The following is a 22591-nucleotide window of genomic DNA, read 5'->3' as shown; positions in this document are numbered from 1 at the left end:
GCACACAGCCCACGACATGTGCATACGCTCCAGCGAAGCGGCGTGCTCGTGGCCGCGTCACCAGGAACCAATCCTCACGCCCTGGTGAAGACGGAGCCCAAAGGGAGGTCGCGTGAGCGACGAGGGTCGTCTGGTCGCCGGTCGGTATCGCATCGTCGGCCGGATCGGCACGGGCGCGATGGGGGCCGTCTGGCAGGCGCACGACGAGATCCTGGGCCGCACCGTGGCCATCAAGCAGCTCCTCCTCCAGCCGCACCTGGACGAGCACGACGCCGAGGACGCCCGGCAGCGCACGATGCGCGAGGGCCGGATCGCGGCGCGGCTGCACCACCCGAACGCCATCTCCGTCTTCGACGTCGTCACCGACGACAACGGCCAGCCGTGCCTGATCATGGAGTACCTCAACTCCACCAGCCTGGCGGCCGTCCTGCAGGAACGCCGCACGCTGCCGCCGGTCGAGGTGGCGCGCATCGGCGCCCAGGTCGCCGCGGCGCTGCGCGAGGCCCACGCCGTCGGCATCGTCCACCGCGACATCAAGCCGGGCAACATCCTGCTCGGCGGCAACGGCACGGTGAAGATCACCGACTTCGGCATCTCCCGCGCCAAGGACGACGTCACGGTCACCAAGACCGGGATGATCGCCGGCACCCCCGCCTACCTGGCCCCCGAAGTCGCCATCGGCGGTGATCCCGGTCCGGAATCCGACGTGTTCTCCCTCGGATCCACGCTGTACGCCGCGTGCGAGGGCCAGCCGCCGTTCGGCCTGTCCGAGAACACGCTGAGCCTGCTGCACGCGGTCGCCGCCGGGCAGATCAACCCGCCGCGCCAGTCCGGGCCGCTGGCGAGCGTCCTGGCCGTGCTGCTGCACCCGGACACCGAGCACCGCCCGACCGCCGAGGAGTGCGAGGAGCTGCTCGCCGCCGTCGCGCGGGGTGAACTGCCGCTCGGCGGGCCGGCGGAGGAGACCATGCTGGCCCCCGCGGCCGGCGTGCTGGGCGCGGCCGCGCTGGCCGACCCCGGCGCGACCCAGATGTTCGACGAGATCCCCGCGGGCCACTCGGGCACGCTGCTGGGCGACGCGGCGCCGACGCAGGCCGTCCCGTACTACGACGAGGACGACTACGCCGAGGGCACGGGCTACCCCGAGGACGACTACGACCGCGGGTACACGCGCTACCCGGAGGACGATCACCCGTACGAGGCCGGAGGCGTGCCTCCCGGGCTCGCCGCGACCCGCGCGGTGCCGGTGCCCCCGCACGGCCAGCAGGACCCGTACGCGGACGACTACGACGACTACGAAGACGAGCCGGCCCCGCCGCCCCCGCCGCGGCAGCGGCCGCAGGCGAGCCCGCCGCCGGACGACGACGAGAAGCCCGGGGCCTGGAAGCGCCCGGCGATCATCGGCGGCATCGTGGTCATCGGCCTGGTCGCGCTGGGTGTCTGGCTGCTGAGCCCGAACAACCCCGAGAACCCGGCGACGCCGATCTCGAGCAACCGGCCGACGCCGGCCGCGACGTCGCAGTCGCTGCCGTCGACGACGGACGAGCTGCCGACCAGCACGGTCGACCTGCCGTCGAGCACGGACGAGCCGACCACGTCGGCGAAGCGGACGACGTCACGGCAGACTGAGCCGCAGCAGACCACGACTCCCAAGACGACTCCGAAGACGACGACGCCGACGGAGCCGTCCGATACACCCACCACGCCAACCACGCCGTCGACCAGCATCACTCCTCCGGCTGGCTGATCGAGGATTCGACTTGAGCTCTGAAGGCACCATCGTCGGCGGCCGGTTCCGGCTGGACCAGCCGATCGGCCGCGGCCGCGCCGGGATCGTGTGGCTGGCGTTCGACACGCGGCTGTTCCGCACCGTCGCGATGAAGCGGATGTACCTGCCCGTCGGCGCCGGTGACCGGGCCGAGCAGGCGCGTGCGGCCGCCATGCAGGAGGGCAAGGACGCGGCCCGGATCGAGCACGCGTCCGCCATCAAGGTGTTCGACGTGCTGCCCGAGGGCCAGGACGTCTGGCTGGTGATGGAGTACATCCCGTCGCGCAGCATGGCGACGTTCCTCGCCGAGCACGGCCGGCTCACGCCCGACCAGGCGGCGGCGCTGGGGATCCAGCTCGGGAACGCGCTCACCGCGATCCACGCGGCCGGGTTCGTGCACCGCACGCTCGAGCCGGGCACCGTGCTGCTGGCCGACGACGGTGGCGTCAAGCTCACCGACATCGGCATCAGCGGCGGCGGGCCGAGCCCGGCGTACGTGGCGCCCGAGGTGGCGCGCGGCCTGCCGCCGTCACCGCCCGCGGACGTCTTCTCGCTCGGCGCGACGCTCTACACCTCGGTGGAGGGCGTGCCGCCGTTCGGCGACGACGGGCAGTCTTCGGAGCGCCCGGCGCAGAACGCCGGCGTGCTCACCGCGGCGCTGCGCAAGATGCTGCGCTCGGACCCGACCACCCGGCCGACGATGGCGGACACGGTCCGGGCGCTGAGCGCGATCACCGAGGGCCGGGAGACGGCGTTCATCCCGCCGACCGCGCCCGGGATGCCGCCACCGCCGGCCCCGCCGACGCCACCGTTCAACCCGGCGCACACGCCCGCGGCCCCGCCGCTGCCGCCGTCGGGACCGCAGTACCAGCAGCAGATCCCGCTCACCACACCCGCACCCGGTTTCTCCTCGGCGGAGGAGACGCAGCGGATGCAGCCGGTGGCGGCGCCGGGCCAGCAGGCGACGCAGTACATTCCGCCGCCGGTGGCCCAGCCGCCGAAGCAGGCCGCGGACGAGTGGAACCTGCCGGTGTCGAAGAAGACGCTGATCACCGTGGCCGCGATCCTCGCGGCCGTGCTGGTCGGCATCCTCGTCTCGGAACTGTTCTTCGTCTAGGCCACTTTCGCGGTCGCCGCGCGCATCGCTTCGAGCAGCGTGCGGACGGCCGGGTGTCCCCAGACGCGCGTCGCGACGGCGGCGTGGATCGCCCGGATCGGCTCCGGGTGGCGGATCCTGCGGACGATCACGCCGGGGTGCTGCGAGCCCAGCCCGAGCTCCGGGATCAGCCCGACGCCGATGCCGGCCGCGATGAACCCCTGCGCCGTCTGGTAGTCCTCGGACTCGACGACGACGTTCGGCGCGAACCCGGCCTGCGCGCAGGCGCCGAGCAGGATGTCGCGGCAGATGCCGGGCATGCCGTCGACGCCGACCCACGGCTCCTCGGCGAACTCGGTCAGGTCGAGCACGCGCTTGCGGGCCAGCGGGTGGGTCTTGGGCAGCACCGCGCGGTACGGGTCGTCGAGCAGGTGGAGCAGCTCGACCCCCTTGCTCGGCGGGGTCTTGCGCGGGAAGACGGTGATCGCGACGTCGGCCTCGCCCGACTCGACGTCGGCCAGCGGATCCAGCGGCTCGACGAGCTTGAGGTCGAGGCGCACGCCGGGATGCTCGCGGCGGACCGCGGCGATGGCGGGCGGGACGAGCGACGCGCCCGCCGTCGCGAAGTAGCGGATGGTGATGCGGCCGATCCGGCCCTCCTTGAGCTCGGTCAGCGCGGCCTCGGCCTTCGCGAGCTCGGTGCTCAGCGTCTCGGCGTGCTCGGACAGCAGTGAGCCCGCCGGCGTCGGCCGGACGCCGCGGCCGACGCGTTCGAGCAGTTCGGTGCCCGCCTCGCGTTCCAGCGCGGAGAGCTGCTGGCTGATCGCGGACGGCGTGTAGCCCAGGTTGCGGGCCGCGGCGGTGATCGACCCGCTGGTGATCACGGCGCGGAGGACCTGCATGCGGCGGACGTCGAGCATGGGCCGATCGTACAGCTCGGCTTAAGTGTTCCTGCAGTTATTTGCGCTTGTCCTTACGTCTCGCCGCGACGAAGCTGGCGGTGATCGTTGAAGGAGGACTGGGGTGGGCGAGACGAAGACCCTGCTCAGGATCGCCGCACTGGCGCTGATGTGGGGCTCGAGTTTCTTCTGGATCAAGCTGGGGCTGGGGATGTTCTCGCCGGTGCAGCTGGTCCTGGCGCGGCTGGTGCTGGGCGCGGCGATGCTCCTGCTGCTGTGCAAGCTGCAGCGGGCCAAGCTGCCGCGCGACCGGCGGACGTGGGGACACCTGACCGTCGCGGCCTTCTTCCACAACGCGCTGCCGTTCCTGCTGTTCGCGATCGGCGAGACGACGGTCGACTCGGGCATCACCGGCGTGCTGAACTCGACGACGCCGCTGTGGGTGCTGCTCGCGGCGCCGATGATGGGGACGACGTCGCGGATGACCGGGACGCGGCTGGCGGGGCTCCTGGTGGGCCTCGGCGGGATCCTGCTGATCTTCGCGCCGTGGCAGGCGTCGGGCCTGCTGAGCTGGGGCGCGCTGGCCTGCCTCGCGGCGGCGGCGAGCTACGGCTTCGCGTTCGTCTACGAGGGCAAGTACCTGTCGGGGACGTCGACGTCGCCGTACGCGCTCTCGGCCGGGCAGATGCTGCTGGCGAGCGGCTTCCTGCTGCTGGCGCTGCCCGCGGGCGGCTTCACGCCGGTGCACTTCTCGGTGGGGCCGCTGCTCGCGATGCTGGTGCTCGGCATCGGCTCGACGGGGATCGCGTTCGCGTTGAACTACCAGCTGCTGGCGAGCGAAGGCGCGGTGGCGGCCTCGGTCGTCGGCTACCTGCTGCCGGTGGTGTCGGTCCTGCTGGGCGCGGTGTTCCTGGGCGAGCAGCTCAACCTGCGGGTGACCGCGGGCATGCTGGTCGTCCTCGGCGGGGTCGCGCTGACCCGCCTCCAGAAGCCGGAGCGAGGGGTTTTGGCGGAGCCTGGTGACCAAGCGGATGGGCTTGGTGACGACACCACCGGACGCGCGCCCAGACCTCTCGCTCCTCTGGCGGACTGAGTTTTCGAGCCGTAGCAGCTTCGAGCCGTAACAGCGCAGCGGACAGACCCGACTTTCCGCCCGACAACCCGGTCGGCAGCGCGAGGTGCGGATGGAAACGGTTCAAGCCATTGTGGTCGGCATCTTGTCGAGTGTCGTGGCGTCGGCGGTGTGGATCCTGATCGTCAGCCGCCTCACACCGAAATTGACCATTTCGCCGGAGATCGCCGAGGATCCCCAGTCACCTGTTTTCCGCATCAAGGTGATCAACCAGAGCCGCCGGGCCGCGATGGACCTCCGCTTCGATGCTCACCTCGTGACACCGATCGGCGCCAAAGGAGGGAGCATCAAGCGGCGGACTCCCCTCGAATGCGGCAACGCACCCCTGCTGCTTCCTCGACGCATTCGATCGGGTACGGACTACGACAACGCTTACCGCCTGAGGATCAAATCGGATATCCGGCAGTTGCTGTCGGACAACCCGCATTCCTTCATCAGGCTGCAGATCTTCGCGCGCCACGAGGTCACGGGCATGGGAAAGATGTTCGAGCGCCGCTACTACCACCCGAGTTCCGAGATCGTGACGGGCAGCTTCGTCCACGGAAAGGAGCTGGCCGTCGCTCCCGAAGAACGTCAGACCAGGCGGCGGTCGGAGGCCCAGCGAGACAGTTCGTAGCGGTTCGAGAGCTGGGTCTTGCGCAGGACGCTCGACACGTGCGTCTCGACCGTCTTCACCGAGATGAACAGCTCCGACGCGATCTCCTTGTACGCGTACCCGCGGGCCAGCAGCCGCAGGACGTCGCGCTCGCGGGGGGTCAGCAGGTCCAGCTCCGGGTCGTTGATCGGGGCCGAACCCGGGCGGTCGGCGAACGCGTCCAGGACGAACCCGGCCAGCCGCGGTGAGAACACCGCGTCGCCGTCCGAGACGCGGACCACCGCGCGGACCAGTTCCTTCGACGAGATCGTCTTCGTCACGTAGCCGCGGGCGCCGGCGCGGATGACCGCGATGACGTCCTCCGCGGCGTCCGACACCGAGAGCGCCAGGAACACCACGTCCGGCAGCTCGGGGCGGATGCGGCGCAGCACCTCGGCGCCGCCGCCGTCGGGCATGTGGACGTCGAGGAGCACGACCTGGGGCTTGGTCCGGGCGATGCCGGCCACCGCCTCGGCGACCGAGCCGGCCTCGCCGACCACGCGGACCTCGTCGGTGATCGAGTCGAGCTCGGTGCGCACGCCCGCGCGGAACAGCGCGTGGTCGTCGACGAGGAACACCTTCACCGGTTCGCGCTGGGTGTCAGTCACGGGTTCGAGCATAGCCGCCTCACACCGCGCCCTTGCCCGCTTTGACCGGCATGGCGAGCTGGACCTCGGTGCCTTCACCCGGCGCGGTGCGCAGCTTGCACGTGCCGCCGTGACGGGTCATCCGGCCGCGGATCGAGTCGGCGAGGCCGTGGCGGTCGCCCGGGACGACGTCCGGGTCGAAACCCTTGCCGCGGTCGCGGACGAACACCGTGACCGACGTCGGCTCGACCTCGGCGTAGACGCTCACCTCTTCGACCCCGGCGTGCTTCGCGGCGTTGACGATCGCCTCGCGCGCGGCCTGGACCAGCGCGACCAGCGACTCGTCCAGCTCGGCGTCACCGACGACGACCTGGCCGACGGAGATCGCGAAGGTGTCCTCGACCTCGCCGCACGCCGTCGCGAGCGCTTCCGAGAGCTGGCCGGTCGTCTGCGCCTCTTCGGGCTTCTCGACGGGCTTGCCGTAGCCGTTCGGGCCGTAGAGCCAGCCGCGCAGTTCGCGTTCCTGGCTGCGGGCGAGGCGCGCGACCTCGCGCGGCTGCTCGCTCTGCTTCTGGATCAGCGCCAGCGTCTGCAGCACGGAGTCGTGCAGGTGGGCGGCGATCTCGGCGCGTTCGTCGGTGCGGATGCGGGCCTTGCGCTCGTCGGACAGGTCGCGGACCAGCCGCAGCCAGAACGGGATGGTCAGGACCGCGACGCCGATCAGCGTCGCGATGACGGCGATCAGGGCGAACTGGACCTGGTCGAGGCTGCCGCTGCGGAGCACGACGACGCCGATGCCGGTGATCACCAGCGCAACGCCGGCGACGATCCGGATGGCCGCCGACCAGCCGCCCCCGCCGAGGAACGCGCCCGCGAAGCCGTCCTTGGCGCCGACCCGCCAGCGGCGGCGCTGCGACTCGTCGGCCTCGCGCCAGACGACGGCGAGACCGATCATGGCGATGGCGAGCGGCACCGCGACCCAGCCGCTGATGAACCCGGTGAGCGTCCCGCTGGCGACGGCGAGCCCGACCCCGAGCGCGATCAGGCCGAACGCCTGCTGGCGCTCCTTCGAGGTGGGGGCCTTCGCGGTCTCTTCGGTCTGCTGCTGGACGAACACCCAGAGCAGGCCGTACGCGAGCAGGCCGGCGCCGTTGAGGGCGGCCAGCAGCGCGAACCCGGTCCGCACCCAGACGACGGGCACACCGAGGTGGTCGGCGAGACCACCGGCGACGCCGGCGATCGCCCGCCCGGACCGGCGCCGGAACATCTTCGGCGAGGGCGGGACGGTAACGGCCTGCGTCACCGTCTCGGGGACGACGACCTGGTCGAGGGACTCCTGCACGCCGTCCATGGTCACACGCACGGGCGTGGGGTTCCATCGGGGAAACCCCTGATCCGGTGGATAGGCGCCCTTCCGGCCGCCGCGGATCAGTGCCAGGGCGCCGGTCCGGTGCGGCTCGCCCACGCGGCGAGACCGTGCGCGTCGAACAGCCGGATGCCGTGGTGCGCCGCGTACTCCCGGGCCTGCTTGGTGAACGTCGAGGTGGTGACCACGGCGGCGACGCGGGCCCCGTGCACGGTGTAACAAGTTCCGCCGAAGCGCTGCAGGTCCGGGCCGGTGACCTTGTGGGTGACGGCGAACCGCTTGGCCTGCAGGACGACCTTGCGCCCGTCGGGAGCGAAGGCGACCACGTCCGCCCCCAGGTCGCCGGCGCGGCCGGTGACCTGGGCGTGCGCACAACCGTCCCGGGCGCAGAGGAAGGCCAGCGCTCGCTCGAACTCGCCCGGCTCCATCGCGTGGTACCTGGCGATCTCCTGCGACCGGGCGACGTCGAGCTCCCATGCCTGCCGCGCCGCGCGGGTGCGCGACTGCTGCCACAGCACCAGCAGGTAGATCGTCACACCCAGCACGGCGGTGCCGATGACGATCGACGCGACCGGGTGCGCCGCGACCACGCTCAGCACCGCGGCCACCGCCACGCCGGCCGCGGCGACGCCCAGTGCGGACACCACGCAGCCGGCCCCGCCGACCGGGTTCTGTTTCCGGGCCACTGCTCCTCCACGGTCCGCCGTCGTCCGGAACAAGGTCGCGAGCGGGCATCCCGCGTTACGGTCCACGCCCCCGGGACCCTCTCCGGGGAGAATCAGGGTCCTTCCCGGATGTCTGCGGGATCGGCGTCGCGCATGCTTTGGGCTATGAGTGGTGCGAGTGAGACACGGGCACCGAAGCCGGGTCCGTTGAACGGCTTCGAGGAGACCGTCAAGGACTTTTGGGGGAGCCGGCCCCGGCGGCCGCACGGGGGGCGGAAGGTCGCCGGGGTGGCCGCGGCCATCGGGAACCGGTACGGGCTCGATCCCGTCGTGGTGCGGGTGGCGCTGGTGGTCGCGACGATCTTCGGCGGCTTCGGGGTGACCTTCTACCTGCTGGGGTGGCTGTTCCTGCCCGGTGAGAGCGACGACGTCTCCGGCTTCGAGGGCCTGATCGGACGGGGCCGCTCGTCGGTGTCGCCCGCGTTCGCCGTGGTGCTGTCGATCCTGACCGTCGTGAGCGTCGGGGGGAGCTTCAGCGGCTCCTGGTTCGACGGCGGCGGCCTGATCAGCTTCGCCCTGCTCGGCATCGCGCTCTACCTGCTGCACCGCAGCCGCGGTCACGAGAACCGCCCGGCGCCGGTCACCCCGCGGTCGCAGCAGTACACGGCCTTCACCGGGAACGGAGCCTTCACCATGACCGACACCGCGACCGCCGAGGCGAAGTCGCCGGCGTCCCCGCAGGGCTGGGACCCCCTCGCGGCCGACCCGGCCGGCTGGGACCTGCCCGACGCACCGTCCTATCAGGAACCGCCGCCGCCCGCGCCGCCCAAGGCGTTCAAGGCGCCCGAACCGCGCCGCCGCTCGAAGGTGGGCTCGGCGACGTTCGGACTGGCCGTCGTGACCGCCGGGGCCGGCGTGCTCGCGAACCTCAACGGCGTGACCTGGTTCTCCGCGCAGCACGTCATCGGGCTGGTGCTCGGCGTGGTCGGGCTCGGCCTGGTCACCGGCGCGTTCGTCCGTGGCGGCCGTGGCCTGATCGGGCTCGCGGTGCCGCTGGCGATCGTCGGGATGATCCTGACGACGGTGCCGTTCCAGAACTTCGACTTCCGCGGCGGCGCCGGCGACCTCGACCTGACGCCCGCCGCGGCGACCGACGTCAAGCCGCTCTACCAGCACGCGGCGGGCGACATCGACCTCGACCTGAGCAAGATGCCGGTCGGTTCACCGATCACCACGAACGTGGTCAACGGCGCCGGCAACTCGACGATCACCGTGCCGGACACGGCGGACGTCACCTTCGACTGCCGTACCGGCGCCGGTACGGCGGACTGCTTCAACCGGACGACCGACGGCATCAGCCAGGACGCGCTGACCGGGACGGACTACGGCGCCGACGGCGTCGGCGGCCAGAAGATCACCCTGCACGTGTCGAACACTGTGGGCGACGTGGAGGTGCGCCGTGGCTGACCAGAACCCTTACGCCTACGACAACCCGGTTGAGGCTCCGCCCGCGCGACGCGGCGTGGACTTCTTCACCCTGGTCGTCGGGGTCGCGACGCTGCTGATCTCCGCCTACGTCCTCTCGGACGGCGCGAGCTGGCTGCCGCACTTCGACTTCCGCTGGGTGATCGCGGGCGGCGCGGTGTTCGTGGGGCTGATGCTCCTCGGCGCGTCGTTCGGCGGGAAACGCCGACGCTAGAACGAAATCCACCACTCTCTCGAGGCCCCGGATCCCACGCCGGGGCCTCGAGTCCTGTCTAAGGCCTTACTCCCACTCGATGGTGCCCGGCGGCTTGGACGTCACGTCCAGCACCACCCGGTTGACCTCCGCCACCTCGTTGGTGATGCGGGTGGAGATGCGCTCCAGGACCTCGTACGGCAGGCGCGTCCAGTCCGCCGTCATCGCGTCCTCGGACGACACCGGGCGCAGCACGATCGGGTGGCCGTACGTGCGGCCGTCACCCTGGACGCCGACGCTGCGGACGTCCGCCAGCAGCACCACCGGGCACTGCCAGATCTCGTGGTCCAGCCCGGCCGCCGTCAGCTCCTCGCGGGCGATCAGGTCGGCGGAGCGCAGGGTCTCGAGGCGCTCGGCGTCGACCGCGCCGATGATGCGGATGCCCAGGCCGGGGCCGGGGAACGGCTGGCGCTGCACGATCGTCTCGGGCAGGCCCAGCTCGGTGCCGACCTTGCGGACCTCGTCCTTGAACAGCAGCCGCAGCGGCTCGACCAGCTCGAACTGCAGGTCGTCCGGCAGGCCGCCGACGTTGTGGTGGCTCTTGATGTTGGCCGCGCCCTCGCCGCCGCCGGACTCGACGACGTCCGGGTAGAGCGTGCCCTGGACCAGGAAGCGGTAGTCGCCCTCGGCTTTGAGGTCGCGCTCGGCCTGCTCGAACACGCGGATGAACTCGCGGCCGATGATCTTGCGCTTCTGCTCCGGGTCGGTGACGCCGGCCAGCGCGTCGAGGAAGCGGTCGCGCGCGTCGACGGTGACCAGGTTGACGCCGGTGGCGGCGACGAAGTCGCGCTCCACCTGGGTGCGCTCCCCCGCCCGCAGCAGGCCGTGGTCGACGAACACGCAGGTCAGCCTGTCGCCGATGGCGCGCTGCACCAGTGCGGCCGCGACGGCGGAGTCGACGCCGCCGGACAGGCCGCAGATCGCGCGGCCGTCGCCGACCTGCTCGGTGATCCGCTGGACCTGCTCCTCGACGATCGACGACGTCGTCCACTGCGGCTTGATGCCCGCGATGTCGTGCAGGAAGCGGCGCAGCACCTCCTGGCCGTGCGGCGAGTGCGCGACCTCGGGGTGGTACTGGACGCCGGCGAAGCGGCGCTCGACGTCCTCGAAGCCGGCGACCACGGCACCGTCGGAGGACGCGGTGACGACCGAACCCTCCGGGGCCTTGGTGACGCTGTCGTTGTGGCTCATCCACGCGGGCTGGTGCGCGGGCAGGCCGGCGTGCAGGACACCGCCGTCACCGGTGACGCGGACCTCGGTGCGGCCGAACTCGCGGACCCCGGTCGGCTCGACGACGCCGCCGAGCGCGCTGGCCAGCAGCTGGTGGCCGTAGCAGATGCCGAAGATCGGCACACCCGCTTCGGTGAGCTTCGGGTCCATGCCCGGGGCGCCTTCGGCGTACACGCTGGACGGGCCGCCGGACAGGATGATCGCCGCGGGGTTCTTCGCGAGGATCTCGTCGACGGACGCGCTGTGCGGCACGACCTCCGAGTAGATCTGGGCCTCCCGGACGCGCCGGGCGATCAGCTGCGCGTACTGCGCCCCGAAGTCCACGACGAGAACCGGACCGGTGGGGTTGGGCACCTGACGACCTCCTGGCAGCGGCGGGATTCCCCTCCATCGTCCCAGGTGGGCCCGGTCACCCGGGTCCCGGCCCCGGTTGCGAACGAGGACAGCAGCTGTCCGCGAGAGGTTCTACGGTCTCCGGTATGGCTGTGAACTGGACGAAGGAACTGACCGACCAGCTCGACTTCCACTGGAAGGTGCACACGCGCCCGAGGCTCGAGGGGCTCACCGACGACGAGTACTTCTGGGAGCCGGTCGCGGGCTGCTGGACCGTGCGCGAACGCAAGTCGGACGACGAGCCCGGCACGGGCCCGTTCACCATCGACTTCGCCTTCCCCGAGCCGACCCCGCCGCCGGTCACGACGATCGCCTGGCGCCTCAACCACGTCCTGGTCGGCGTCCTGGGCATGCGGATCGCCTCGCACTTCGACGGCCCGCCGATGACGTACGACGACTACCCGTACCCGGGCACGGCCGCCGAGGCGCTGGCCCTGCTGGACGAGTACTACGCCCGGTGGGTCGAAGGCGTGCAGTCGCTCGACGACGACGGTCTCGCGCGGGCGTGCGGCCCGGCGGAGGGCCCGTACGCGGCGTACCCGATGGCGACACTGGTGCTGCACATCCACCGCGAGATGATCCACCACCTCGCCGAGGTCCTGCTGCTGCGCGACCTCTACCGGAACCGGCCGCTGTAACGCGGAGTCACGATCAGTCCGACTCAACGGGTGTGGCCCGCCGTGGCCACCTGCCGCCGAGGGGGACGCGCATGCTCTACCGACTCCGGCCGCCAAACCGTCTGACCTGGTGTGACGTGCCCGGGTACGCGGTCTGCCGCGCCGACGACCAGCCTCCGCCCGACTGGGAACGGCTGTCGTGGCTGCCCGCCGAAACACGTGCGTTCAGCAACGACCTCTTGCGGATCGCCGTGCGCTACGGCGTGCGTTCGGGGCTCGGCATCGTCCTCGACGCACGGCACACCGTGGACCTGGGCCGGGCCGACGAGCTGCGCTGCGACCTGATCGCGGCCGCCCACGCCCGGCCGGGCGCCGGCGCGCGGGTGGCCGTCGAGGACGACGTCCGGGCCCGGGAACGGACCGAGGTGGCGGCTCGCGCGGCCGAGCAGGACCTCGCGGAGCTGCTCGCGGTGCCGGTGCAGCCGCACCTGGTCGCGCACTGGCACCGGCTCGGCGGCCACTACCCGGGCTGAGTCGTGAGTGAGAAACAGTGTTCTAACCCTGTTTCTCACTCACGACAGGCCGCGGCAGTAGCAGGAAGCCGAGGGCCATGCCCAGCAGGGCGGGCAGGCCGTGGTTGTCGTGGAACACCGTGTCGACGACCGCCAAGACCGGCAGCGCGAACGCCATGACCCGGAACTGCAGGGGCAGCGTCACGCCGTAGCGGCGCGAGGCCACGATCACCAGCGTCGCCAGGGCGCCGAGCAGGCCGGCCACGCACATCGAGTTGCCCGCGCCGACCGGGTTGAGCCAGACGTAGCTCATGAACTGGCCGAACAGGCCGCAGCCGAAGTACAGGACCAGCCAGCGCCACCGGCCGAACGCGCGCTCGGCGAGCGTGCCGAACACCGCCAGCCAGAGCAGGTTCGAGACGAGGCCGAAGCCCCAGCCGTCCTGGAAGAACATGCCCGTCACCAGGCGGTACCACTGGCCGTCGTCGATGCGGGCCGCGTCGCGGACCACCGCGTCGTACAGCGGCGGGTGCACCAGCTGCGCGATGCCGCACGCCAGCGTCACCAGGAACACCAGGGCCGTGACGAGCGGGAGCCGTGGTCCGGCCGTGAGGGCCCCGAACGGGTTGCGGGATGCGGTGCGCGTGGTCATGGACGAAAATCTAGGCGCGCCACCGCCGCCGTACCCCCGACGTTTGTCACGAAAGGCCCTTGCATGCGAGCGACAGTGATCTACGGTGCCGGCGACGTCCGGGTCGAGACCGTGCCCGACCCGAAGCTCGCCGAGCCGACGGACGTCATCTTGCGGGTCGTGCGGTCCTGCATCTGCGGGAGCGACCTCTGGCCGTACGCCGACATGGAGCCGCGCGAGCACGGCCGCCGGATCGGGCACGAGTTCCTCGGGATCGTCGAGGAGACCGGCGCCGACGTCACGACCGTCCGGAAGGGCGACCTCGCCGTCGCGCCGTTCGTCTGGTCCGACAACACCTGCGAGTTCTGCCGCGAAGGCCTCCAGACGTCCTGCCTGCACGGCGGCGGCTGGGGCGCGAAGGGCGTCGACGGCGGCCAGGGTGAGGCCGTGCGCGTGCCGCAGGCCGACGGCACCCTGGTCAAGCTCCCGCACACCGAGGACGACGACCTGCTCGCGTCGATGCTCACGCTGTCGGACGTCTTCTCCACCGGGCACCACGCCGCGGTGAAGGCCCGCGTGAGCGAGGGCCAGAACGTCACGGTCATCGGTGACGGCGCCGTCGGCCTCTCCGCCGTCCTCGCCGCGAAGCGCCTCGGCGCCGACCGGATCGTCCTCATGGGACGCCACCGGGCCCGCACCGACCTCGGCCGCGAGTTCGGCGCGACCGACGTCGTCGCCGAGCGGGGTGACGAAGGCATCGAAAAGGTCCGCGAGCTGACCGGCGGCCAGGGCACGCACGCCGTGCTCGAGTGCGTCGGCACCAAGGGCGCCTTCGAGATGGGCATCGGCGTCGTGCGCGCGGGCGGCGCGATCAGCCGCGTCGGCCTGCCGCAGTACGAAGAAGGCCCGGTCGGCGTGGGCGTGTTCCGCCGCAACGTCACCGTCACCGGCGGCGTCGCGCCGGCCCGGCACTACATCCCCGAGCTGCTGCCGGACGTCCTCGACGGCAAGTACCAGCCCGGGAAGGTCTTCGACCGGACCATCGACGTCGAAGGCGTCCCGGACGGCTACCGCGCCATGGCGGACCGCGAGGCGCTGAAGGTGCTCATCAAGCCGTGACCCGTCCGGGTGGGGGTCCCACGCCGGACTCCCCACCCGGATTACGTTGGTACGCATGGACATGATCACCCCCGAGCCGCGCCCCGCCTGGATCGCCGGACGCCCCGAGCCGGGCGCCACCACCCTCGTGGTGCACCACCCGTACGACGGCAGCGAGGTCGCCACGGTCGCGGTACCCGGGCCGGAGCAGGTCGAACGCGCGGTCGCCGCGGCCGTGTCCGTCGCGAAGGAGTTCCGCCGCACGCCCGCGCACGTCCGGGCCGGCGCGCTCGAGCACGTCTCGCGCGTGCTCGCCGCCCGCGCCGACGAGATCGCCGAGGTGATCACGGCGGAGAACGGCAAGCCGCTCAAGTGGGCCGAGGCCGAGGTCAACCGCGCGGTGTCGGTGTTCCGCATCGCCGCCGAGGAGGCCCGCCGGTTCACCGGCGACGTCCAGCGCCTCGACACGGACCCCGCGGGCGAGGCGCGGCTGGCGCTGACCCGCCGGGTCCCGCGCGGGCCGGTGCTCGGCATCGCGCCGTTCAACTTCCCGCTCAACCTGGTGGCGCACAAGGTCGCGCCGTCGCTGGCGATCGGCGCGCCGATCATCGTCAAGCCCGCGCCGCGGACGCCGCTCTCGTCACTGATCCTCGGCGAGATCCTGGCCGAGACGGACCTGCCCGAAGGCGCGTTTTCCGTGCTGCCGCTGGGGAACGACGAGACCACGGCGCTCGTCGCCGACCCGCGGCTGCCGGTCGTCTCGTTCACCGGGTCCGGCCCGGTCGGCTGGTCGCTGAAGGACGCCGCGCCGCGCAAGCACGTCGTGCTGGAGCTCGGCGGCAACGCGGCGGCCGTCGTGCTGCGCGACTGGCCGGACCCCGAAGGCGCCGCGCACCGCATCGCGACCTTCGGCAACTACCAGGCCGGGCAGTCCTGCATCGCCGTCCAGCGCGTGATCGTGGACGCCGCGATCGCCGGCGAGTTCGTCCCCGAGCTGCTGGAAGCCGTGCAGTCGCAGCGGACCGGCGACCCGTACGACCGCAACACCGACGTCGGCCCGGTCGTCGACGAGGCCGCCGCCGAGCGGATCGTCGCGTGGGTCGACGAAGCCGTCGCGGCGGGCGCGAAGCTGCTCACCGGCGGCACGCGCGAGGGCGCGACCGTCGCGCCGACCCTGCTCACCGACGTCCCGCCGGACACGAAGGCGTGGTCGGAGGAGATCTTCGGCCCGGTGCTCGCGGTGTCCGTTGTGGACGGTGTCGACGAGGCTTTCCGGTCGGTCAACGAATCCGCGTACGGGCTGCAGGCCGGCGTCTTCACCGCCGACGTCCAGCTGGCCTTCCACGCGTCGGCGGAGCTGGAGGTCGGCGGCGTGATCATCGGCGACGTCCCGTCCTACCGCGCCGACCAGATGCCCTACGGCGGCGTGAAGGGCTCCGGTGTCGGCCGCGAAGGCGTGCTCGCCGCGATGCACGACCTCACCGAGGAGCGCGTCACGGTGTTCACCGGCATCGACCTCTAGATCTGGACGCTCTGCCCGAACCGGAAGACGTTGAAGGGGTCGTACTTCTTCCCGACGTCCTGCAGTCGCTTGGCGTTGTCGCCGTAGTAGGCGGTCTTCCAGTCGGGCAGGCCCGGGTCGATGTAGTTGACGTACCCACCGCCCGCCCCGGCGGCGGCGAGACCGGCGACGACCTCGGCCACGGACTGGCTCACCTTCGCCTGGTTCTTCGCCGTCGCCTGGGCGTAGACCTGCACGCTGGCCAGTGCGTCACGGTGCCAGAACGCCGTGGCGTCCTTGGCCGGCTCGCCGACCTTGCCGCCGAGGCCGTCGATGAGCAGGTCGGTGCCCGTGCGGCCGTCGGCGAGCGCGACGACCTTCGCCGCGTCGACCGGCGCCGTGATGATCCGCGACGACCCGAGGAACGACTGGCGGTCCGAGCTGCCCTCGAAGTACTTCATGGCGCCGAGGTAGTCGAGGCTGCGCACGGTGCGCTGCGTCGGCTTCGCACCGGCGTTGGTGGTCAGGTTGTTCAGCAGCGTGTTCAGCGCGGGCGCGTTGCCGACGTAACACCCGCCCACCCGGCACTGGACCGGCGAGCCGCCCGACAGGACCAGGTTCGCCCACAGCTCCGGTGGCATCGCGGTGATCCACTGCTGCCACGCGTTGAGCACGTTCGCCGCCGAACCGGCCGGGAAGCGCAGGGAGAACACCGTCAGGTTCGGCGCCGGGTCGGTGTCGAAGGTGAACTCGGTGACGATGCCGAAGTTGCCGCCACCGCCGCCGCGCAGCGCCCAGAACAGGTCCGGCTCGGAGGTCGCGGACGCCGTCACCAGCCGGCCGTCGGCCGTGACGACCTGCGCGGAGCTCAGGTGGTCGCACGTCAGGCCGTACTTGCGGGCCAGCACGCCGATGCCGCCGCCGAGGGTGAGCCCGGCGATGCCGACGGTCGGGCAGGACCCGGCGGGCAGCGCGCGCCCGGCCGCCCCGAGCGCGGCGTAGACGTCCTTCAGCTTCGCGCCGGCGCCGATCACGGCCTTGCTGCCCTGGACGTCCACCTTCTTCAGCGCGGACAGGTCGATGACCACGCCGCCGTCGGGCACGGAGTACCCGGCGTAGCTGTGCCCGCCGCTGCGCGCGGCGATGCTCAGGCGCCCGGCGAAGCCCTGGACGCAGGCCTGCACGTCCTGGGCCGACGCCGCCTGCGCCACGGCGACGGGGTTGCGGCTGTCGAAGAGCGGGTTGAACCCGCGCTTGGCGGCGTCGTAGGCGTCGTTGCCCGGCCGGAGCAGGCCGCCGGTCAGCTTGGTGCGCAGGTCGTCCCAGTTCGGCGGCCCGGTCGGCGGCCGGCTGGTGGGGACCTCGGACGTCGGCGCGCTGGACGGTGCGGTGGAGCTCACCGGCACCGGGCTGCCGTTGTTCGAGCAGGCGGCCGCGACGGCGCCCGCCGCCGACACGCCCGCGATCCGGAGGAACGCCCTGCGGTCCAGGTCCATACGGGGGTGGACGTGCGGCCGTCCGGCGGGTTGCCCGGTCACCGGGCCGGCCTGCTCACGTTGTCCACATCGGACTCCTCGCTGCCGGGGGACGCCCAGTCTAGGTCCGCGGGCCGACATCAACATCTCGGGCGGCCCCACGACCTACACGGCGGACGGCCGCACGGCGTTCAAGACCAGGCGGGAATCCGTGGCACGGCACCGTCCAGAGCGGACCCGTCGGACCGGCCGCTGAGCCAGGCGAGCAGTTCACCGCAGGTCCCGGTGACGGTCGCGGCGGGTGAGGTGCCCATCGTCCACTCGTAGCCGCCGCCGGCCAGCCGCAGCGCGGGCAGGTGCGCGCCGCGGGAGGTGATCGCGTGCTGGACGACGTCCTCGGCGAGCGGGCCGAGCAGCCCGAGGACGTCGTCGAGGGAGTGCCCGAGGCCGAGGTCGGCGAGGTGGATGGTCAGCTCGGACAGCCGCATCCGCGCGACGACGGTCCCGGTCACGGGCCCGCCCTGCCGGTTGCGGGCCTCACGCGCCCAGGCCTCGTCCGGCATCGCGGCGGCGTACTGCTCGAACCGCCCGGCGGACGCGACGAAGTCGCCGAGGATCTCGGCGACCCCGTGCTGGGCGCCGGCCTCGATGTCTTCGTCGCGCGCCTCGGCGCTGACGTACATCGGCGTCTCGACCCCGGTGTTCGCCCAGGTCAGCAGATTGCGCAGCCCATCGGCGTTGCGCGCGATGTGCGCGAAGACGTGAGCCCGGCTCCAGCCGGGCAGCGCACTGGGCGCGCGCAGCTCGGGTTCACCGAGCCCCCCGGCCACGCGGGCCCATTCGTCGTCGAGCTTCCGTACGCCGTCGAGCAGTGCGTGAGCCTTCTCGGATGCCGTCACGGCCCCGAGTCTAGGACCGCCGCAAGGCCGCCGGGGCCTCCGCGGGGACCGCGGGGTTCTTCGGCGCCACCGGCTCCAGCCGTGCGTACCCCGCGTTCTGTGCCGGGCGCGCGTCCGGTTCGCCCTTGTTGGGCCAGAACGAGAACGCTCGCTCGGCCTGGGCGGTGATCGTCAGGGAGGGGTTCACGCCCAGGTTCGCCGTGATCGCCGCGCCGTCGACGACCGAGAGGCCCGGGTAGCCGAAGACGCGGTGGTACGGGTCGATCACGCCCTCGTCCGCCGTGGCGCCGATCGGGACGCCGCCGATGAAGTGGGCCGTCAGCGGGATGTCGAAGATCTCGCCCCACGTGCCGCCCGCGAGGCCGCCGATGCGGTCGGCCGTGCGCTCGTTGGCCTCGTGGCCCGCCGGGATGAAGCTCGGGTTCGGCTCGCCGTGGCCCTGCTTCGACGTGTACTTGCGGCGGCCGAACAGCCCGCGCTTCGTGTACGTCGTGATCGAGTTGTCGAGGCTCTGCATCACCAGCAGGATCACCGTGCGCTCGCTCCAGCGGTAACCGTTGAGCAGCTTCGCCGTCTGGAGCGGGTGCTTGACCATGAAGCTGACGGCCTGCCGCCAGCGCGGCACCGGCGAGGCGCCGTCGGTCGCGATGGTCTGCAGCAGGCTCATCGCGTTGCTGCCCTTGCCGTAGCGGACCGGCTCGATGTGGGTGTTCTCGTCCGGGTGGATCGACGACGTGATCGCGACGCCGCGGCTGAAGTTGCGGCTCTCGTCGACGTCCGTGCGCGCGGCACCGATGATCGCCTCGGAGTTCGTCCGGGTCAGCTCGCCGAGCCGGCGCGAAAGCGCGGGCAGCGTGCCGGTGTCCTTCATCTTGTGCAGCAGGTTCTGTGTGCCCCAGGTCCCCGCGGCGAAGACGACCTTCTCGGCCGTGATCGTCGTCCGGAACCGGCGGGACGTCGTCCCGGTCTTCTTCAACGAGACCTCGTAGCCGCCGCCGACGGGCGACACCGACGTCACCGTCGTCAGCGGGATGACCTGCGCGCCGTCCTGCTCGGCGAGGTACAGGTAGTTCTTGACCAGCGTGTTCTTCGCGCCGACGCGGCAGCCGGTCATGCAGGCGCCGCACTCGGTGCAGCCGGTGCGCGCGGGCCCGGCCCCGCCGAAGAACGGGTCCGCGGCCTTCTCGCCGGGCTTGCCGAAGTAGACGCCGACGGGGGTCGGGTGGAACGAGTCACCGACGCCCATGTCCTTCGCGACGTCGCGCATCACGACGTCCGACGGCGTGATGGTCGGGTTCGTGACGACCCCGAGCATCCGGCTGGCCTGGTCGTAGTGCGGCGCGAGCTCGGACTCCCAGTCGGTGATGTGCGACCACTGCTTGTCCGCGTAGAACGGCTTCAGCGGCCGGTAGAGCGTGTTCGCGTAGACGAGCGACCCGCCGCCGACACCGGCGCCCGCGAGCACCATGACGTCGTTGAGCATGTGGATGCGCTGGATCCCGTAGCAGCCGACCTGCGGCGCCCAGAGGTAGCGCTTGAGGTCCCAGGACGTCTTCGCGAACTCGTCGTCGGCGAACCGGCGCCCGGCCTCGACGACGGCTACGCGGTAGCCCTTCTCGGTGAGCCGCAGCGCCGCGACGCTGCCGCCGAACCCCGACCCGACCACGACGACGTCGTAGTCGAAACCATCGGCACTGGTGGTGGTGTTACTGGCAGTCACACCTTGAGCGTAACCCGGGGTTCCCGTCCTGACCAGAGGTAAGTTACCGGCCAGTCACCCGTCTGCACGATTCTCGGAAAGTGATTGTGGGTATACAAAGAGTAGCTCGATGTTCACGTCGGCGAGACCCGTCGGCGGGACACGAATCCCCGGGAGGGACCGACATGGGCCCCCAGCAGCTCACCGGTTGGCGCAAGTCGAGCCACAGTCACTTCGAAGAGAACGCCTGCGTGGAGATCGGTTCCGCGCCGGGCGTCGTCGGGGTACGGGACACCAAGCAGGCGAGGTTGGCCGCCCGCCCGGTGCTCGTCTACTCGTCGGACGCCTTCGCCGCGTTCCTCGTGCACGTCACCGGCGGACGGTGAGCCCCACCCGCTGGAACTCCTTCAAGTCCGAGTAACCCGTCTTGGCCATCGCGCGGCGCAGGGCGCCGAAGAGGTTCACCACGCCCTCCGCGTCGGACGACGGCCCGAACAGCAGGGTCTTGAGGTCGACGGCGTAGTCCGGCCCGGCCGCCACGCGCGAGCGCGGCAGCGACGGGTGGGCCGCGGCCGCCGTCCAGTACAGGCCCTGACCGGGGGCGTCCGACGCGGCGGCCAGCGGTGAGCCGAGCATGACGGCGTCCGCGCCGCACGCGATGGCCTTCGCGATGTCGCCCGACGTCGTCATGCCGCCGTCCGCCAGCACGTGCACGTAGCGGCCGCCGGTCTCGTCGAGGTAGTCGCGGCGGGCGGCCGCGGCGTCGATGACGGCCGTGGCCATCGGGACGCCGATGCCGAGCACGCGGTCGGTGCTCGTCACGCCCGGCGTGTACCCGTGGCCGACGATGACACCGGCCGCGCCGGTGCGCATCAGGTGCATCGCCGTGCGGTAGTCGCTGACGCCGCCGGCGATCACCGGGACGTCGAGGCGGCCGATGAAGTCCTTGAGGTTCAGCGGCTCGGCGTCGCGCTGCACGTGCTCGGCGGAGATGATCGTGCCCTGCACGACGAGGATCTCGACGCCGGCCGCGATCAGGTCCGGGGTCAGCTCGGCGGCGTGCTGCGGGCTGACGCGCGCGGCCACCGTGACGCCGGACTCGCGGACCGTCTTGATCGCCTCGGTCAGCAGGTCGAGCCGGATCGGCGCGGCGTGCAGCTCCTGCAGCACGCGGCCGACCGCGGTCGGGTCCTCGACGTCCTCGGCCGCGCGGACCAGCTGGAAGATCGCGTCCTCGACGTTCGGGTGCCGGGCCCAGAGGCCTTCGGCGTTGAGCACGCCCAGCCCGCCGAGCTCGCCGACGGCGACCGCGGTGCCGGGCGAGACGATCGCGTCCGTCGGGTGGGTGACCAGCGGCAGGTCGAAGCGGTAGGCGTCGATCTGCCACGAGGTGGACACCACCGACGACGACCGGGTCCGCCGTGACGGCACGATCTCGACGTCGTCGAGGTCATACGCCCGCCGCGCGGTGCGGCCCATCCCGATCTCGACCAGGTCCCGCACGTGAAGCCTCCTCCGACGACGACAATCTGCCGTGCCCCATTGTCGCTAGTCCGCGTGGGTGACCCGCGCACGGGGGTTAGAACAGGAGCAACACGGGCAGCGCGCCGGCCCCGAGCCCGGCCACCACGCTCGCCACCGCCGGGATCGGGCGCTTCGCGTCGGCGCACGAGGCGACCGCGCCGAGCAGCAGTCCGCCCCCGATCCCCGCCGCCCAGAAGACCCCGAAACCACCGGAGTCCACGGAGATCCGCGTGCCGTAGACCTTGATGGCCTGGGCCTCCCGTCCGACGTCGGAGATCTCCACCTGGAGCCACGTCCCCTCCGACTGGACGAGTTTCCGGCCCCGGCCCCGGACGTCGAAGCGCTCCCCCGACGCCGTGCGGAGGACGAAGTGGTGCTGCTCGTCGTCCCCCGCACCCGGCTCGGTGCTCAGGGACGACTGCGCTCGGTCCGCCGACTCGACGACGGCTTCTTCCCAGCCGGCCGGACCGGCCGACTCGACCAGCCAGTACGTCCCGACGGTCAGCACAGCTCCGGCGAAGGCCGCCAGCACCGCCGGTGTGGGGTTCACGGCTACACCCGGACGAACACCGCGACGGGCGACAGGACGGCTCCCAGGGCCACCGCCAGCCAGGTCGCCAGCGGTGGATAGAGGTTGAGCCGGACCGCGCCGAAGTACACCGCGCCGAGGGCCAGCAGCGACGCGACGATCAGCAGCACCGGCCGGATCACCCCCGCCCGCAGGTCGAGCACGCCGCCGCCGGCCCGCAGGTAGGCGATGGAGCCGTCCGCGGTCGAGACGTCGAGCGCGACCGGCTGGCCCGGCGGCAGGTCGAGGCCGGACCCGACCGTCGTGAGGCTGTAGTGCCGCCCGTCGGCCGCGTCGATGCCGATGGTGTGCCGCACGGCGCCGTCGTCCCCGCCGACCGGGAGCTCACCCTGCTCGTGGGACACCACGTGCCCGTCGACGCGGTAGGTGGGCGCGTCCCGGCCGGCGAGCACCTGGCACATGAGGCAGACCACGCCGCCGAGGAACAGCGAGACGAGCGCGACAGCCGTGAAGAACACCCTGCGGAACACGCGCGTGAAGCTGCCGACCGTCATGGCGTCCAGTGCACACTACGGTGGCCACGGAAGGCGATAGGCCA

Annotated in this window: 23 protein-coding genes; 11 read left to right on the top strand and 12 right to left on the bottom strand. The window is 71.9% G+C overall.

Annotated elements, in window-relative coordinates; genetic code table 11:
* Positions 1 to 112 precede the first annotated feature (112 nt).
* Together VA596_RS21610 and VA596_RS21605 are read left to right on the top strand one after the other, a co-directional pair.
* Positions 113 to 1747, top strand: coding sequence for a serine/threonine-protein kinase (locus tag VA596_RS21610; protein WP_323329606.1), 1635 nt, complete (start codon positions 113 to 115; stop codon positions 1745 to 1747).
* A 13-nt stretch (positions 1748 to 1760) separates the two neighbouring features.
* Positions 1761 to 2885 carry a serine/threonine-protein kinase gene (locus VA596_RS21605; RefSeq protein ID WP_323329605.1) on the top strand — a complete coding sequence of 375 codons (1125 nt, stop codon included), beginning with the start codon at positions 1761 to 1763 and terminating at the stop codon, positions 2883 to 2885.
* Here VA596_RS21605 and VA596_RS21600 read toward each other — a convergent pair.
* Positions 2882 to 3784 (bottom strand): LysR family transcriptional regulator, encoded by a 903-nt coding sequence (locus VA596_RS21600; protein WP_323329604.1) that lies wholly within the window; start codon positions 3782 to 3784, stop codon positions 2882 to 2884. The two genes, VA596_RS21605 and VA596_RS21600, sit on opposite strands and share 4 nt — an antisense overlap.
* A gap of 103 nt (positions 3785 to 3887) precedes the next feature.
* On the opposite strand from VA596_RS21600, the gene VA596_RS21595 reads away from it, so the two are divergent.
* On the top strand, positions 3888 to 4856 hold the full coding sequence (locus tag VA596_RS21595; protein ID WP_323329603.1) for a DMT family transporter: 969 nt from the start codon (positions 3888 to 3890) through the stop codon (positions 4854 to 4856).
* Between the two features lie 85 nt (positions 4857 to 4941).
* Positions 4942 to 5511 (top strand): hypothetical protein, encoded by a 570-nt coding sequence (locus VA596_RS21590; protein WP_323329602.1) that lies wholly within the window; start codon positions 4942 to 4944, stop codon positions 5509 to 5511.
* Here VA596_RS21590 and VA596_RS21585 read toward each other — a convergent pair.
* From VA596_RS21585 to VA596_RS21575, 3 genes are all read right to left on the bottom strand, one after another.
* A complete protein-coding gene (locus VA596_RS21585; RefSeq protein WP_323329601.1) occupies positions 5469 to 6149 on the bottom strand; it encodes a response regulator transcription factor in 681 nt (226 codons plus the stop codon). The genes VA596_RS21590 and VA596_RS21585 overlap by 43 nt on opposite strands.
* Positions 6150 to 6156: 7 nt before the next feature.
* Complete coding sequence (locus tag VA596_RS21580) at positions 6157 to 7473, bottom strand: ATP-binding protein (protein WP_323329744.1); 1317 nt, start codon at positions 7471 to 7473, stop codon at positions 6157 to 6159.
* 71 nt (positions 7474 to 7544) lie between these two features.
* Complete coding sequence (locus tag VA596_RS21575) at positions 7545 to 8168, bottom strand: restriction endonuclease (protein WP_323329600.1); 624 nt, start codon at positions 8166 to 8168, stop codon at positions 7545 to 7547.
* Positions 8169 to 8312: 144 nt separating this feature from the next.
* Between VA596_RS21575 and VA596_RS21570 the strand changes: the two genes are divergently transcribed.
* Together VA596_RS21570 and VA596_RS21565 are read left to right on the top strand one after the other, a co-directional pair.
* Positions 8313 to 9614, top strand: a complete 1302-nt coding sequence (locus VA596_RS21570) for a PspC domain-containing protein (protein ID WP_323329599.1) — start codon at positions 8313 to 8315, stop codon at positions 9612 to 9614.
* On the top strand, positions 9607 to 9846 hold the full coding sequence (locus tag VA596_RS21565; RefSeq protein ID WP_323329598.1) for a hypothetical protein: 240 nt from the start codon (positions 9607 to 9609) through the stop codon (positions 9844 to 9846). The genes VA596_RS21570 and VA596_RS21565 overlap by 8 nt, the downstream gene beginning before the upstream one ends.
* 66 nt (positions 9847 to 9912) lie before the next feature.
* On the opposite strand, the gene guaA is transcribed toward VA596_RS21565, so the two are convergent.
* The gene (guaA, locus tag VA596_RS21560) at positions 9913 to 11469 is read right to left on the bottom strand and encodes a glutamine-hydrolyzing GMP synthase (protein WP_323329597.1); all 1557 of its coding nucleotides are present in this window, start codon (positions 11467 to 11469) and stop codon (positions 9913 to 9915) included.
* A gap of 125 nt (positions 11470 to 11594) precedes the next feature.
* Here guaA and VA596_RS21555 point away from each other — a divergent pair, with 125 nt between their 5' ends.
* Together VA596_RS21555 and VA596_RS21550 are read left to right on the top strand one after the other, a co-directional pair.
* Positions 11595 to 12146 carry a DinB family protein gene (locus VA596_RS21555; protein WP_323329596.1) on the top strand — a complete coding sequence of 184 codons (552 nt, stop codon included), beginning with the start codon at positions 11595 to 11597 and terminating at the stop codon, positions 12144 to 12146.
* 116 nt (positions 12147 to 12262) lie between these two features.
* Complete coding sequence (locus tag VA596_RS21550) at positions 12263 to 12658, top strand: hypothetical protein (RefSeq protein WP_323329595.1); 396 nt, start codon at positions 12263 to 12265, stop codon at positions 12656 to 12658.
* Between the two features lie 22 nt (positions 12659 to 12680).
* On the opposite strand, the gene VA596_RS21545 is transcribed toward VA596_RS21550, so the two are convergent.
* The gene (locus tag VA596_RS21545) at positions 12681 to 13289 is read right to left on the bottom strand and encodes a rhomboid family intramembrane serine protease (protein ID WP_323329594.1); all 609 of its coding nucleotides are present in this window, start codon (positions 13287 to 13289) and stop codon (positions 12681 to 12683) included.
* A gap of 63 nt (positions 13290 to 13352) precedes the next feature.
* On the opposite strand from VA596_RS21545, the gene VA596_RS21540 reads away from it, so the two are divergent.
* Together VA596_RS21540 and VA596_RS21535 are read left to right on the top strand one after the other, a co-directional pair.
* Positions 13353 to 14387, top strand: a complete 1035-nt coding sequence (locus VA596_RS21540) for a zinc-dependent alcohol dehydrogenase family protein (protein ID WP_323329593.1) — start codon at positions 13353 to 13355, stop codon at positions 14385 to 14387.
* 55 nt (positions 14388 to 14442) lie between these two features.
* On the top strand, positions 14443 to 15888 hold the full coding sequence (locus VA596_RS21535) for an aldehyde dehydrogenase family protein (protein ID WP_323329592.1): 1446 nt from the start codon (positions 14443 to 14445) through the stop codon (positions 15886 to 15888).
* Here VA596_RS21535 and VA596_RS21530 read toward each other — a convergent pair.
* The 3 genes from VA596_RS21530 to VA596_RS21520 all read right to left on the bottom strand — a co-directional run bounded on the left by VA596_RS21530 (position 15885) and on the right by VA596_RS21520 (position 19961).
* The gene (locus VA596_RS21530; RefSeq protein ID WP_323329743.1) at positions 15885 to 17363 is read right to left on the bottom strand and encodes an FAD-dependent oxidoreductase; all 1479 of its coding nucleotides are present in this window, start codon (positions 17361 to 17363) and stop codon (positions 15885 to 15887) included. The two genes, VA596_RS21535 and VA596_RS21530, sit on opposite strands and share 4 nt — an antisense overlap.
* Positions 17364 to 17533: 170 nt before the next feature.
* Positions 17534 to 18241 (bottom strand): maleylpyruvate isomerase N-terminal domain-containing protein, encoded by a 708-nt coding sequence (locus VA596_RS21525; protein ID WP_323329591.1) that lies wholly within the window; start codon positions 18239 to 18241, stop codon positions 17534 to 17536.
* Between the two features lie 10 nt (positions 18242 to 18251).
* A complete protein-coding gene (locus VA596_RS21520) occupies positions 18252 to 19961 on the bottom strand; it encodes a GMC family oxidoreductase (RefSeq protein ID WP_323329590.1) in 1710 nt (569 codons plus the stop codon).
* A 164-nt stretch (positions 19962 to 20125) separates the two neighbouring features.
* Between VA596_RS21520 and VA596_RS21515 the strand changes: the two genes are divergently transcribed.
* Entirely contained in the window at positions 20126 to 20326 is a 201-nt protein-coding gene (locus VA596_RS21515) for a DUF397 domain-containing protein (protein WP_323329589.1), read from the top strand.
* Here the strand turns inward: VA596_RS21515 and VA596_RS21510 are convergent.
* The 3 genes from VA596_RS21510 to VA596_RS21500 form a co-directional block, all read right to left on the bottom strand.
* Positions 20310 to 21443, bottom strand: a complete 1134-nt coding sequence (locus VA596_RS21510) for a GuaB3 family IMP dehydrogenase-related protein (protein WP_323329588.1) — start codon at positions 21441 to 21443, stop codon at positions 20310 to 20312. The two genes, VA596_RS21515 and VA596_RS21510, sit on opposite strands and share 17 nt — an antisense overlap.
* A gap of 76 nt (positions 21444 to 21519) precedes the next feature.
* On the bottom strand, positions 21520 to 22014 hold the full coding sequence (locus VA596_RS21505; protein ID WP_323329587.1) for a hypothetical protein: 495 nt from the start codon (positions 22012 to 22014) through the stop codon (positions 21520 to 21522).
* A gap of 2 nt (positions 22015 to 22016) precedes the next feature.
* Positions 22017 to 22547, bottom strand: coding sequence for a hypothetical protein (locus tag VA596_RS21500; RefSeq protein ID WP_323329586.1), 531 nt, complete (start codon positions 22545 to 22547; stop codon positions 22017 to 22019).
* Between the last annotated feature and the right edge of the window lie 44 nt (positions 22548 to 22591).

Origin of the sequence: Amycolatopsis heterodermiae, assembly GCF_034929455.1 — a bacterium.
Taxonomy (GTDB): domain Bacteria; phylum Actinomycetota; class Actinomycetes; order Mycobacteriales; family Pseudonocardiaceae; genus Amycolatopsis; species Amycolatopsis heterodermiae.
Note: the sequence above shows the minus strand (reverse complement) of the source record. Positions and strands in the feature narration are given on the sequence as shown.